Consider the following 14,904-nt stretch of genomic DNA (forward strand, 5'->3'; position numbering starts at 1 on the left):
GAATGATGAAAAATAAGAACGATACAAAAAGTATCAAAAATGAAAAATAAAGTTGAGAAAGAAGTGAAATAGTAGTACAATATAAAAAGAGACTTAGCATATATTTTATATCATTATATAGTGTGATATTCGTATGGAGGGCGTTATGAACGGACAGACTGTCAGGATGGAAAGCATTTCTATAGAGAATTTTAAAAATATACAAAAAGGCATGCTGGATTTTGAAAACAGGAGAAAAAAATATCGTGCAAGTATAGTTGGATTATATGGTCAGAACGGCTCTGGAAAAACAGCCTTAATTGATGTAATACAATTACTCAAATATTCGTTATGTGGTAAGGCGATTCCGAGAAAATATGCAGACTGCATTAATGTTGAAAAAGAATTTTCTATTCTGAAATACCAGTTTAAAATGAAAAAGGGAGAAGAAATTTATAACATCTGGTATCAGTTTTCAATGAAAAAGGTAATAGACGATTCGGAATGCGATGACAATATTACTGCGAATGCGGGAACAAAATACAAGGCACAAATTTTTGACGAGGTACTGAGTTTTAGCTATCAATCAGAGGAAGAGAAGATTCGTAAGAGTTCTCTTATTGATACAAGGACATCAGAAGTGTTTGTGCCTAAATCAAAATATAATGAACTTTTGAAAGATATAGATGAAGACATTATGGAACTTTTTTTGACCAAACGTCTGGTTCAGGAACAATCGAGATCGTTTATATTTTCAAAAGAAATGATGAATCGTTTTAGAAAGAACTGTAAAATTGAAAGATATTTAAACATTCTTAATGGCTTATATACATTTGGAAGTAGGGAACTGTTTGTTATAGATACAGAACATGAAGGTCTGATTAATATGAATGCCTTGCCGTTAGCATTCAAATATAAAGAAAAGAATTCTGAGGCAGTTGGAAACCTATTGCTTCCATTAAATATGCCGACATCGATTCCGGAAAATGCCATGGAACTTGTAAAGGAGATTATTGATAACATGAATATCGTTTTACAACAATTAGTTCCTGGATTGACAATAGGTGTTCTGGATTTGGGAGCAGTCGTTTCCAAAGAAGGTAAAATTGAAAGGTTGATTCAGTTAATGTCATTGAAAAATAAAAAAGCAATTCCGTTTCAATATGAGTCGGAAGGTATTAAGAAGATTGTTTCAATTTTGCAATTACTGATTGTGGTGTATAATAATCCGTCTATTACGGTAGCAATTGATGAACTGGATTCTGGAATTTTTGAATATCTGCTGGGAGAACTTTTAAATATTATTTCTGAAAAAGGGAATGGTCAGCTGATTTTTACTTCGCATAATCTCAGGCCTCTTGAGACAATTGATAAAGGATTTATTGCGTTCACAACCACCAATCCAAACAACCGATATATTCGGTTGACAAATGTGAAAGTAAACAATAATCTGAGAGACTTTTATTATCGGGATATTGTATTGGGAGAGCAAAGCGAACCGGTATATAACCCAACTAATTATTATGAGATTGCATTAGCATTCAGAGAGTCAGGTGAAGCATTTGGCTCGCAAGAAAATAAATAACGTAGGAGATATATTCTATGGAACGTGGAAAATATCGATTTGAACTTGGACAGATAATAAAAGGGGAGAATGGAGAATACGTCATCACAAAACGAGAAAAAAGAAAAGATTATACGAAAAAAGCAATTCAACGGAAAAGGTATACATTGGTTTGTCCGAATAAACATGAATTTGAGATGGAAGAGAGCCATATAGAATATAGAACCCCAAAATGTCCATTATGTTATCATCCTAAAATAATAGTGGCAGATCCAAATTTTGCCGTTATGTTTGTAAATAAGGAGTACCCGTATAAATATACCTGTATGTCGCATAAGAAAGCGGATTTTTATTGTCCTGACTGTGGAAAGATTTGTAGAGATAAATCTATCCATACGGTTTATCAGAGAAAATATGTTCCGTGCAAATCGTGCGGAGATGGAAGGAGTTATGGAGAAAGGATGTTTGCGGCAATTCTTGACTGTTTAGAGATAAAATACAGTTGCCAAAAATGTGTGAATTGGAAAAAGAAAAAATTTTTTTATGATTTTGAGTTAGATGATAAAAAAATTCTGATTGAAATTCATGGACGTCAGCATTATGGGCGTGGATTTGCTGAAATGGGTGGCAGAACCTTAGAAGATGAGAAGAAAAATGATCTCATGAAAAGAAATATTGCATTAGAAATAGGATATAAGCTGATTGTAGTTGATGCAAGAGAATCATCATTAAAATATATAAGGAAAAGCATAGAAAAAAATGATGAATTAAAAGATATAATTAACATTCAGAAAATAGATTGGAAAGAGGTAATTCGGAATTTTTCAACTAAAAGGGATCAAGAAATTTTAAAAATGTTAAAGGATGGAGAGGATAATTACAAAATTGCAGATAAGTGTAAGATATCTGTAAAAAGTATTCCAGGATTTAAATATAAATTTGTGAATGATGGATTATGGGATGGGATATCAAAGATAGAGATTCAAAAAAATATTGAAAAAGAAAAAATAATCTCTACAGTAAGAAAATTGCAGGAAAATGGAAAGAAAAGTGGTGATATATGCAAAGAATTGGATTTGAATCCTGCTACGTACAAGAGATGGATGGGAATAGATATATTTCCAGATTCGAAGAAAACTCTTAAATGGACTGTAGAAGAGGCCGTAAGGCAAGTTGAAGAAAGTGCGCTTCCAGTAGAATTGATATCAGGCTTTATAAATAACAAAACTGCAGCTGTATGGAAGTGCAAAAAATGTGGGACACAGTTCAAGGCCACGCTTTTAGGAATACGAAATGGTACAAAATGTTATCAGTGTAAAGGTCGAAAAAAGGTAGAGGAATATCTGGAAAAAAACTTTCTGGGAGAATATGAAATACAAAGTATGTATGTCGCAAGTGGAGCGGATATGAAATTCAAGCATTTAACTTGTGGAAGAGAATTTATGAGAACACCGCATTCTATAAAAAGAAGTATTGTGCCATGTCTTGAGTGCGGAAATAAGCAAAGAATTCGAAAAAGTGTACAAACAAGAGAAAAGAATAAAAAAGATATAATGGATCATAAGTTGAGCAAAGATACTTTTATAATTGAAAAGAATGCAGAACAATAATAAAAATATTGTTTAAGTAATGTAAGAGATATATCAGGAGTTTGATATATCTCTTTTTGGTATTACAGACAAGTGAACATAACAGGAAATGTCTGACGAAAATTGTTGCTGTTTATGTCGAAAAATTGTATAATGTGGACATAAAGAAACTGAATTTATTAGGAAAATTAGAGCATAAAAGACAAAATGTATTATGCGGTTAAAACAGGTTAAAAATCAGTGTGCTAAACAGGCATTTGAAGAATGGACATATATGACAGATAAAACATTAAAATATTACAACGAAAATGCGCAGTCTTTTGCCTCTGGGACTGTTTCAGTAAAGTTTACAGAAGTACAAGACAAATTTCTGGAGAAATTGAACCCAGATGCGTATATTCTCGACTTTGGCTGTGGCGCAGGAAGGGACACAAAGTATTTTTTGAGTCGTGGATACCAGGTAGATGCAATTGACGGTTCAGAACAATTGTGTCGGATTGCAAGTGAATATACGGGAATCAAAGTTAGGCAGATGTTGTTTCAGGAATTGGATGAAAAAGAAAAATATGATGGCATATGGGCTTGTGCATCTATTCTCCATTTACCCAAAAAACAACTGCATGAAGTTTTGGAAAATATGTATGCAGCATTGAAATCGGAAGGATGGATTTATACCTCTTTCAAATACGGAGAATTTGAAGGCGAACGAAATGGAAGATATTTTACTGATTTTACAACAGATACATTTAAAGATTTCATACGTGACATGCATGGCCTTAAAATAGAAGAACATTGGATCACAGGAGATGTCCGACCGGGAAGAGGTGAGGAAAAATGGCTGAATTTACTTCTACAGAAAAAGTAAATATTGAGTATGAAAATGAATATTCCACAGATGCAATGACCGGCGGACCGGATAAAAGAAGACAGTTATATTATCAGCTGATCCAGAGTATGAAAAAAGCGGAAAGCGTTGATATCATTGTTTCTTTTCTTATGGAATCCGGAGTGAGAATGCTGCTGAAAGAACTGGAACATACTTTGAAACGTGGAGCCAAAATCCGAATCCTGACAGGAAACTACCTTGGAATTACACAGCCATCAGCACTATATCTGATCAAAAGAAAACTTGGTGACAGAGTTGATCTTAGATTTTATTGTGAAAAAGGACGGTCTTTTCATCCCAAGTCTTACATTTTCCATTATACAGATTACAGTGAACTTTACATCGGCTCTTCTAATATTTCCAGAAGTGCGCTGACCTCAGGAATAGAATGGAATTATCGCTTCAGCAGTCAGAAAGATCCGGAAAACTATAAAGAATTCTTTCGTACATTTGAGGATTTATTTGAGAATCATTCCATTATCATTGATGACAAAGAATTAAAACGTTACTCCCAGAACTGGCATCGTCCGGCGGTGGCAAAAGACCTTGACAGATATGACTTTACAGAGTCGGAAACAAATGATACAAAAATAAAACCTTTATATGAACCAAGAGGAGCACAGATCGAGGCATTGTGCGCATTGGAAGATACAAGAGCAGAAGGAGCACAGAAAGCACTCATTCAGGCTGCAACGGGCATAGGGAAAACATTTTTAGCTGCTTTTGATTCAAAAAAATATGAGAAAGTGTTGTTTGTTGCGCATAGGGAAGAGATTCTGAAACAGGCAGCAGTTTCTTTTCAGAACGTAAGAAATTCCAAAGACTATGGATTTTTTATGGGAGCTGAGAAGTGCACAGATAAGCCACTTATATTTGCTTCGGTAGCGACCATTGGAAAACCGGAATATTTAAATGAAAAATATTTCGCTCCAGATTACTTCAATTACGTGGTGATTGATGAATTTCATCATGCAGTTAATGACCAATATCGAAGAATTGTAGAATATTTCAGACCGCAGTTTCTCCTTGGACTGACGGCAACGCCTGAGAGAATGGACGGCAAAAATATATATGAAATCTGCGATTATAATGTGCCGTATGAGATTTCACTGAAAGATGGAATCAATAAGGGAATGCTGGTTCCGTTTCATTACTATGGAATTTATGATGAGACTGACTACACAAAGCTACATATAGTTAAGGGAAAATATGCAGAAGAAGAACTGAACAGAACTTATATCGGGAATGCTTACAGGTATGAGTTGATTTACAAATATTACTGCAAATATGGCTCCAGTCAGGCATTAGGATTCTGTTGTTCCAGAAAACATGCAGAAGAAATGGCAAAAGAATTCGGTAAAAGAGGAATTCCGTCGGCAGCAGTTTATAGTAATGCAGATGGAGAGTTTTCCATGAACAGAGCAGAAGCGATTGAGAAACTGAAAAATGGAGAAATCAAAGTTATCTTTTCAGTGGATATGTTCAACGAAGGTGTAGATATTCCATCAGTTGATATGGTAATGTTCCTGCGTCCGACAGAATCCCCGGTTGTCTTTCTACAGCAGCTTGGAAGGGGATTGCGCAGAAATAAGGGAAAAGAATATCTCAATGTTCTGGACTTTATCGGCAATTATGAAAAAGCGGGAAGAGTCAGATATTTGTTGACAGGGAAAAATAAAACAGGAAAAGAAACATATTATCCGGCAGATAAAGCAGATTATCCAGATGAATGCTTCGTTGATTTTGATATGAGATTAATTGATCTGTTTGCGGAAATGGATAAGAAACAGCTGACGATCAAAGAGCAGATCAGAAACGAGTATTTCCGGATCAAAGAATTGCTTGGCAAACAACCAACCAGAATGGATCTGTTTACTTATATGGATGATGATGTTTATCAGATGGCAGTTACACATTCGAATGAAAATCCGTTTAAAAAGTATCTGAATTACCTGGAAGAATTGGATGAACTCACAGATGAGCAGAAAAGATTCTGCCGGGGAATCGGAAAAGACTTTATAAAACTGCTGGAAAATACCAACATGAGCAAGGTGTATAAAATGTCGGTACTGATGGCTTTTTATAACCATGGGAATGTGAGAATGGAGGTGTCAGAGGCGGAACTTCTGACAAGCTGGAAAGAATTCTTCTTCACAGGAACAAATTGGAAGGATTTGGAGAAAGAGATTACATATGAGGAATATCGTAAGATTTCGGATAAGAATCATATCCAAAAGATAATGAAAATGCCGGTACACTTTCTGTTAAAATCTGGGGAAGAATTCTTTGTGAAAAAGGATGGCGCGGCGTTGGCGTTGAGGGATGAAATGGAAGATATTGTGAAGGAGCCAGTGCTGGCAGAGCAGATGAAGGATGTTATTGAGTATAGGGCGATGGACTATTATCGGAGACGATATAAAGAGAAGATAAAAGCACTTTTATAGTGATGGAGAAGATGCGTATGGAATCAGAAAATTATGTGTATAAAAAAGAAATAGACTGGTCTACATTGATGGAAGGCTTTACCTTGCCGTTAGATAATCAGGTAATTTTTCTTCGAAATATGGAGAATTTTTTACAACGTGGACAATCCAAAATCATTCATTTTTTCATGAATGGAAAAACATATGATGCCAAAATCGTTAATATGAATAACTCAGTAGAAAAGAGAAAGAAGGATGCCTATCAGATCAGATATCCGAAAAATGGTGAGCTGTCACAGGCACTTCAGCAATATTTTTTTAAAAGCATGAGCTACATAAAGATGATTCGTGAAAGCAGAGATCCTAAAGACAGAAGCTATATAAAAATGCCAGATGGACTAAAGGAATATCTTGCTATTTATACCACAGAATATGAAGATACTTTTCTTCTGGAGCCAATAGCACAGGAAGATTTTCAGGTTATGAAAAAGGCAATTCAAGGAATGCGAGAGCGGACTGTGGAGAACGAAATAGAATATGAGATGGAAGATAAAAGTAGTGGAATAGAAAAGAAATTACAAATTGTCAAGATTCGTAAACTGAACAGAAAATTGGAGAAAATTTGAAGTTGTTGTACGGATACCGATGCCAGATATGCGGACAGATGATTGGAGAAAAATATGGTTCACATATTGCAGAGGCACATCACATTGATTATTTTGTTAATAGTTTGAATAATGATGCGAATAATCAGATGATAGTATGCCCGAATCATCATAGCGTTATACACGATGCGAATCCGGTGCTTGATCGGAGAAGGATGGTGTATAGATTTGATAATGGGGCGGAAGAGAGGATTAGACTTAATAAACATTTGGTGTAGAAAAGATATAGTATTGAGAAATGATTATGGTGCTATGTAAAAAATTATCATAAGTTAAAATGAGAAAAATTCTTTCATTTTAACCTGCCAGAAGTTTTATATGTTTTTGCAAATGAAATATGAATCTGATGCTTAAAAATATGAATTAACATGAGTTAAAGATGAGATATTCGCCCAAAATGCGATAGATTCTAACTTGATTTTGATGTAAAATATACATAGTAATGAATCAGTGAATGGAGGTAAATGTATGGGGACAATATTTGTTGCTGGAATTTATGGTGTAGGGAAAAGTACATTATGTGATAAACTATCAACTATATTAAAAATTCCTAATTTTTCTGCCGGTGATCTTATTAGTGCGGTCAATGATGAAAATTATGGAGCAAATAAAGTTGTTAAAGATAAAGAAGAAAATCAGAATATTTTGGTTTCACAAGTTAAACAACTCTTAAAAGTGACTCCTAGCATTATTCTGGCGGGGCATTTTTGCATATTTGATGTAAATGGAAATGTTGATGTTTTACCAAGTAATGTGTTTTATGATTTGGAAATAGAGACCATGATTTTATTGGAGGCCTCAACTTCACAAATTATAAAAAATTTATCGGAACGAGATAAAAAAGAGTATTCCGAAAAACAAATATCCTTTTTACAAAAAACAGAATCTAAAAAAGCGCATGAGATTGCTGCAAGTATAAATTGTAATCTTTATGTTCATCATATGTTTTTCGATGAAACAGATGTTACGACATGCTTATCTCAAATAGAAAGGGGCTGAAATTATGAGGGCTTTGCTTGACACAAATATAATTATTCATAGAGAAAATAAACGTGTTTCTAATTATAGTATTGGTCACCTTTTTCGATGGCTAGATAAGCTAAATTATGACAAAGTGATTCATCCGTATTCTATATCTGAAATAAGCAAATATCGCGATTCCGAAACGCAAGAGGCTATTTCGGTAAAATTAGAATCATATGAGTTGATTAAAACGATTAAGAAACCCGATTGTTCTTTTTTGGAATTAATAGGAATTCCAGAAAAAACAGAAAATGATATGATTGATGATTGCCTTTTGTTTGAAGTATATTTAAATAGAGTTGATATACTGATTACAGAGGATCGAAGACTAAGAAATAAGGCGTTAAAGATAGGGTTGAAGGATCGAGTTTTTTCAATAAATGCATTTATCAGTACTGCTACAGCTGAAAACCCGAGTCTCATTGAATATAAAATGCTTGCCGTTGAAAAAACTTATTTTGGAAATGTTGATTTAACGGATCCTTTTTTTGATAGTTTTCGTACTGCTTATCCAGAATTTGATAAGTGGTTTTCTCGCAAATGTGATGAAGAAGCTTACATATGTAATACAGATGCAGGAAAAGTATTAGGATTTTTATATTTAAAGACAGAAGGGGGCAATGAGAATTACTCGGATATCGTTCCTCCATTTAAACCGATGCGCAGATTAAAAGTGGGAACGTTTAAAGTTGAATCTACAGGATTTAGATTGGGTGAGCGTTTTGTCAAAATTATCTTTGATAATGCTTTGCAATGTAATGTTGATGAAATTTATGTAACTCTCTATAACGATAGGGAAGAATTATCTGCTTTAGTTGCATTACTGAAAAGATGGGGCTTTATTAAATATGGAGTAAAGATTGGAAATGGGAAGGAAGAACAGGTTTTAGTAAAAAGAATGAAATATTTTGACCACAATATTTCTTTTCGTAAGAATTTTCCCAATATTCGGTATGAGTGTAATAAGTATATTTTACCGATTTTTCCGCAATATCATACTACATTACTTCCGGATTCGAAACTGAATAACGAGAATAAAATTGATTTTCTCGGAAGAAAGCCGCATCGGTATGCATTACAAAAAGTTTATATTTCATGGGCCCTAGGAAATGGTGTAAAGCCAGGCGACTTCATCCTATTTTATCGAACAGGCCCTAATGGTTCAAATAAAAAGTATACTTCGGTTGTCACAACAATCGCTATGGTAGATGAAATTATTAGCAACATTCACTCTCAGGAGGAACTACTAAGTATCTGTCAGAATCGAAGTGTCTTTTCTACCGAAGAATTAAAAAAATTTTGGCGTGAACACCAGCACAATTTAAAAATATTAAAATTTATATTTGTTAAAAGCTTGAACAAAAGATTGACATTGGGCTATCTTTGGGAGAATCATATTGTTTGTGCGCCAGGAGGACCGCGGTCGTTTATGAGATTAAGCGATGAACAATATAATCAGATTATGCATGATTCTAAAACAGAAATTAAGTATGTAGAATGATGAGGATATAATTTTGAAGGCAATTCTATTATCAATAAAACCAGAATATGTTGATAGAATATTAGCTGGTACAAAAAAGTATGAATATCGTAAACGGTTAGCACGTAGTAACAGTTCTGTTCTACTTATATATAGCACATATCCCATAATGAAAGTGGTGGCAAAAGTTGAGATATTGGGGACTATTTGTGCTGCCCCTTCTACTTTGTGGGAACAGACTAAAAGCAATGCTGGCATTAGCAGAAAAAAATATCGAGAATATTTTCATGGATGTAAAATAGCATGTGCCTATGAGTTAGGAAAAGTAGAAATATTTGATCCTCCACGAGATTTATCAGATTATAATGTCATATTTGCACCGCAATCTTTTTTGTATGTAGATATAGAATAGTAGGAAGGACAGATTGATTACGATCCGTCTTAGGTGTAATAGTAAGCAATGAATACTCTTTCAGTTTTTAACTAGCATTAAGATTAATATTAGCGTCAAATTAAATGTATTATTTTGAGCAGAAATTTCACAAAGTTAAGGATTAAATGGAGTATTGCAGATATGTGTTGTACAATGCTGTTGACTTTTTATAGAAATTTATTAAGGAAAAGAAAATATTATGGAAAAATTGACAGAAGATGAGGTTAGAGATAAAGCCAGGAAGATTCTTGGATTTAAAAACAGTAAAAATATAAAATCCGGAGTAGGACAGATAACAAGCTTTAATCAGCTTGGTTTTGTGGGAGTTAAAGATAGACCAGATGGTTGGTATTTTCCGAACGATTGTTCCGAAACGGCGATTGTATTAGAGACAAAAGCTTCAGACGTGCAATTGGATAAACAAACAGATGAAATTATAAAAAATATTAAAATTGTACAGAGTAAATATAAAAAAGTTGTTGGAATTTTATACAATGGAAATGATACAAAAGTATTCAAAGGAGAAGTTGAATTTCAAGGAAATGGTTCAAATATTTTGCAAAATTTGGAATTTTATACTTCATTGTTCAAAGTAAATAGAATTAACAAAAAAACAATCTATGAGTTAACAGCAAAAATAAATAATTGCTTACATTTTGAATTTGGAATTAAAAATTTATATCATCGAATGATTTTTACAGCATGTGCATTAGTTGCAAAACGTTTTAATGCATTAATGGTAAAAGGTATGGATTATTCTGAATTTCACAATGCAATTTTAAATTGTTTGAACAAAGAATTATTGAGAGATAAAAAACAGAATCAAAAATTATCTTTATTGGCAGATGTATTTTCGGAAATCAAAATGAATTTGAATGTTGATAGTGAAGATGAAAAAGAACAGCAGAGAGTAAAAAACTTAATCGAGCAGTTTATAGATTGGGTTACTGAAATTAGTGATTGTCTAAATTCTGATGCTTGGCGCGGTGAAGATGTGATGGGTATTTTTTTCAACGAATTTAATAGATATAAAGCAAAATCAGAATCCGGACAAATTTTTACTCCCGAACATATTACTGATTTTATGTATAAAATTCTTGAAGTAAATAAAGATGATAGGGTGCTTGATGCTTGCTGTGGTTCTGGTGGTTTTCTTGTAAAGTCTATGGCAAATATGATACAAGAGGCAGGTGGTTTGCAGACAGACAAAGCGAAAGAAATTCAAAAAACGCAACTTTTTGGAATTGAATTTGACAGAGAAATTTATGCGTTAGCATGTGCAAATATGTTAATACATAAAGATGGAAAAACAAATTTGGAACAAATGGATGCAAGAACAGAAACGGCGGGAAATTGGATTAAGAAACAAAAGATAACAAAAGTTTTAATGAATCCCCCCTATGAAAAAAAATATGGATGTATACAAATTGTTGAGAATGTATTAGATAATGTGCCGATACATACAATGTGCGCATTTATTTTACCGGATAAAAAACTAGAAAAAACTTCAAAAGTACAGATAAAACGAATTTTGAAACATCATCGTTTACGTAAAGTAATTAAATTACCCGAGGATTTATTTTTTAATGTTGGAGTTACAACAAGTATTTTTATTTTTGAAGCAGGAGTTGCACAGGGAAAAAATGAGTTTTTCGCATGTTGGATGGAAGATGACGGACTTGCAACTGTAAAAAATAAAGGAAGACATGATATTTACGATAAGTGGTCTGCAATAGAAAATAAATGGATTGATATTGTTTTGAAACAATCTGGAGATGATACATGTCAATGGTTAAATACAGATGAACATTTATCATATCAAATGCCCCAAAAGGAATTCGAAATTTTTGAAGAAGATTTTAGAAAAACGGCAATGGACTATGTTATGTTCAAAAAGGGAATAGATGTAAGAGAATTTCGAGAGAAATTAATCACTAAAGTGATGTATACAAGCAAGGTTGAAGCAGATAATGGTATAATAAATATTAAGATAAAGAAAAGTGGTATGGGAAATGGCAAAAGTTAATACAAGTAAATGGAGAAATTTCATTATTGGTGAGTTATTTGAAATCAGTAGACCTATCGCACGAAGCCAAGCAAAATATTCTGAAGGAAATGTGCCATTTGTTGCTTCGGGGAATTTTAACAATGGAATTGTAAAATGGTGTACACCAAATGTAGGAGAAGAATTGGATCGTGGAAATTGCATTACAGTAAGTCCTTTAGATGGTTCTGCCTTTTATCAGAAAAAAAGTTTTTTAGGACGTGGTGGTGCAGGTTCTGCTATTATTATGTTGAGAAATGATAAATTAACAGAACTATCTGGATTGTTTATTGCATCTGTTATATGTAACGCATTAACAAAATATTCATATGCAGATCAACTTAATATACAAACAATTGCAGATGAAATAATACAGTTACCTGTTAATGAAAAAACAAGAGAAGTAGATTGGTACTATATGGAACAATTCATGCAGGGAATATTAAATGTAGCTGAAAGTACAATTGAGAGTCTTAAAGAATTTGTTGAGTGTACAGAATAAGAGATAAAACATAAAATTCTTCTGAAAGTTCCTTATAATCGTTAGGAAATTTAGTAGCCAATTCTTCAATGGAAAGCATATGTTTAATAATGTGAATACGGAGTGTTTGACCATTTAACTATAAAAATTTACATTTAAGGAAAACGGAGATAAAACATGATAGAGTTTAGTAACCCTAATTTTTCTTTGAATATGAGTGCTTTGTTGCAGGGAATGTGGTATTCAGAGTTACCTGAACTTGTGGACATTGAAATAATTTGTGAAAATTTAAAAGATGTACTATATAAGATGCAGCAAGGACAATATAATTATTATGAGTTAGAGCAGGATGGGTTTATTAAGGATTTTAAAGGGATTAATTCACCATCTTATTTAAGAAAGCCTGGTGTTGAGGCTATTACATATTATGTTTTTAAAAAGAATAAAACTTTGAGAGAAATGCAGATGGTTAACTTGATTCATTATTGTGCTTTCATTTACAATTCATTATATGTCTTTGAAGATATTTTTGCACAGTTGTATATTAACGAAGATAATTTAAAGTATATAGAGAATTCAAATTCTTATGTAGTTGTGAATGAGAGCTTTTGGGTTGGTACTCCATATGATTGTGAAGAAGTAGAGGAAGGAGTCTTTACTAATGAAAATAATAAAGTGACTAGGTGGATGAAGATAGAGGATGCCAAAAAAAGAATTCAGTCTTGCCAAAAAAGCAAACTTTATTTTATAAAAATGGATATAGAATCTTTTTTCCCTAATTTGTACACGCATTATTTAGCTAGAATTGGGAAGAGTGAACCATATAAAAGATTGGGATTTTCGCAAAGATACTATGATTTTTTAGATAAATTTCATCAGAGGATTAATGATAATCAAACAAAGGGAGTACCTGCGGGAAATTTTTCCTCACATATTGGCGCGGAATTATTGATGTTGTGTGTTGATTATGATATCCGGGAAATGATTGGACAGAAAAAAATAGGATATATACGATATGTAGATGATATGACATTTTACTCAGACAATCAACAAGAATTAGAAGATATGGTAATGCAAGTGCAAAAGATTTTAACAAAGTATCGTTTGAGAATTAATGGAAATAAAGTTGAAAGAGGGAAGACTACGAGAAGTAAAGGTTTTTATATATCTAAGAAAGAAGTATGTGAGAAATTTATATATTTGGATGATGATTGTCATGAGACTATAGAATTAAATTATGATCACTTTTTTGATTTAAAGAATTATATTTCTGATTTGCTTGATAAAGAACGGATTGGACAGGTAAAAACTATATTAACTCGATTTTTGAAGAAATTAGAATTGGGAAAAATTCAGTTTATTGAAGAAGATTCATGGTTTTATTATTTTCAGGCTTTGGTATTTGATGAGGAATCTTTGGCCTACAATATATATAAAATTTTGAATATGATATTGAAAAATTCTCAAAGTAAAGAAATATTGCTTCAGGAATTAAAGGGAAAAAGAGAATTTGTGGATAATCATTATTCAGATACACTTATTCAAATATGGCATTATTATGTAATGACACAAAATATGGATGAATCAGATAAAACACAGTTATTTCAAACTTATATAAGAGATATAGAATTTACTGATTCGAATCCTATAATTATAAGCCATTTTATAAATAGGGGAGAGAAAAAAAATAAAGACATATGGAGATATATTCGTGATGGTTATAAAAATCAGACGAAGGAAACGGATTGGAAAAGTAAAATTCTATTTTCGAAATGGTGGCTTCCTATTTTTAAGATAAAAATGGTAGATAATTATAATTATGATAGATTTTTGACATCATCATTATTTCCTAAAGTATTAACAGATTTGTCTTTATCAAGGGAAGATGCCGAGTAAGCCGTCAAACATGAGTACTGGATAACAAAAATCCCCGCATTTTTAGCGGGGATTGAGAGAATTTTATAGAAATGGAAAATACATTAAAAAATTAGGATTTTTTGTATTTACTTGGACATTCTTTCTGCACTCTGGATGACCATGGAAGAAGATCATCAATAAAACTGAGGTCTTTATCCTCCATGTGCTGTGGAATCTCGGTGAGCAGCAGGTTGAAATATTCGAAAGTATTTATCGTGTTTGCTTTTGCAGTTTCTACCAGACTATACAGGATCGCACTTGCTTTTGCTCCGTTAGAAGATTCAATCAGTACGAGAGGAGGATACGGAGGGTCTGACCGTGCGTCCAGCAAAGGGTATATAGTCCGGTGGGTGGAAGCCCCATCAAATAAGCTGCTAATCACAGCATTTGAAGCGAGTCTTGAGTCTGTTACGGTAACGC

General features: G+C 33.0%; 12 protein-coding genes. 11 read left to right on the forward strand and 1 reads right to left on the reverse strand.

Annotated elements, in window-relative coordinates; all coding sequences use genetic code 11:
• The first annotated feature begins 166 nt into the window (after positions 1–166).
• From WKT11_RS17335 to WKT11_RS17385, 11 genes are all read left to right on the forward strand, one after another.
• Complete coding sequence (locus WKT11_RS17335; protein WP_340285265.1) at positions 167–1,564, forward strand: AAA family ATPase; 1,398 nt, start codon at positions 167–169, stop codon at positions 1,562–1,564.
• Positions 1,565–1,581: 17 nt separating this feature from the next.
• Positions 1,582–3,153, forward strand: coding sequence for a hypothetical protein (locus WKT11_RS17340; RefSeq protein ID WP_118137301.1), 1,572 nt, complete (start codon positions 1,582–1,584; stop codon positions 3,151–3,153).
• 253 nt (positions 3,154–3,406) lie between these two features.
• Positions 3,407–3,997, forward strand: a complete 591-nt coding sequence (locus WKT11_RS17345) for a class I SAM-dependent methyltransferase (RefSeq protein ID WP_118137372.1) — start codon at positions 3,407–3,409, stop codon at positions 3,995–3,997.
• Positions 3,967–6,462: a DEAD/DEAH box helicase family protein gene (locus tag WKT11_RS17350; protein WP_118137299.1), complete on the forward strand. Its 2,496-nt coding sequence runs from the start codon at positions 3,967–3,969 to the stop codon at positions 6,460–6,462. Before WKT11_RS17345 ends, WKT11_RS17350 begins: the two co-directional genes overlap by 31 nt.
• Positions 6,463–6,479: 17 nt before the next feature.
• On the forward strand, positions 6,480–7,067 hold the full coding sequence (locus WKT11_RS17355; protein ID WP_340285266.1) for a hypothetical protein: 588 nt from the start codon (positions 6,480–6,482) through the stop codon (positions 7,065–7,067).
• Positions 7,068–7,574: 507 nt separating this feature from the next.
• On the forward strand, positions 7,575–8,105 hold the full coding sequence (locus WKT11_RS17360) for an ATP-binding protein (protein WP_118137297.1): 531 nt from the start codon (positions 7,575–7,577) through the stop codon (positions 8,103–8,105).
• Positions 8,106–8,109: 4 nt separating this feature from the next.
• The gene (locus tag WKT11_RS17365; RefSeq protein WP_182364479.1) at positions 8,110–9,630 is read left to right on the forward strand and encodes a PIN domain-containing protein; all 1,521 of its coding nucleotides are present in this window, start codon (positions 8,110–8,112) and stop codon (positions 9,628–9,630) included.
• A gap of 13 nt (positions 9,631–9,643) precedes the next feature.
• On the forward strand, positions 9,644–10,021 hold the full coding sequence (locus WKT11_RS17370; protein WP_118137295.1) for a hypothetical protein: 378 nt from the start codon (positions 9,644–9,646) through the stop codon (positions 10,019–10,021).
• A gap of 220 nt (positions 10,022–10,241) precedes the next feature.
• Complete coding sequence (locus tag WKT11_RS17375) at positions 10,242–12,068, forward strand: HsdM family class I SAM-dependent methyltransferase (protein ID WP_243099622.1); 1,827 nt, start codon at positions 10,242–10,244, stop codon at positions 12,066–12,068.
• Entirely contained in the window at positions 12,055–12,588 is a 534-nt protein-coding gene (locus WKT11_RS17380) for a restriction endonuclease subunit S (protein ID WP_118137291.1), read from the forward strand. Before WKT11_RS17375 ends, WKT11_RS17380 begins: the two co-directional genes overlap by 14 nt.
• A 156-nt stretch (positions 12,589–12,744) precedes the next feature.
• Positions 12,745–14,463 carry a reverse transcriptase domain-containing protein gene (locus WKT11_RS17385; RefSeq protein ID WP_118137289.1) on the forward strand — a complete coding sequence of 573 codons (1,719 nt, stop codon included), beginning with the start codon at positions 12,745–12,747 and terminating at the stop codon, positions 14,461–14,463.
• A 91-nt stretch (positions 14,464–14,554) separates the two neighbouring features.
• On the opposite strand, the gene WKT11_RS17390 is transcribed toward WKT11_RS17385, so the two are convergent.
• The coding region (locus WKT11_RS17390; protein WP_340285267.1) for a transposase domain-containing protein at positions 14,555–14,904 on the reverse strand (350 nt) is incomplete at its 5' end.

Source organism: Blautia sp. HCN-1074 (assembly GCF_037890165.1).
Taxonomy (GTDB): domain Bacteria; phylum Bacillota; class Clostridia; order Lachnospirales; family Lachnospiraceae; genus Blautia_A.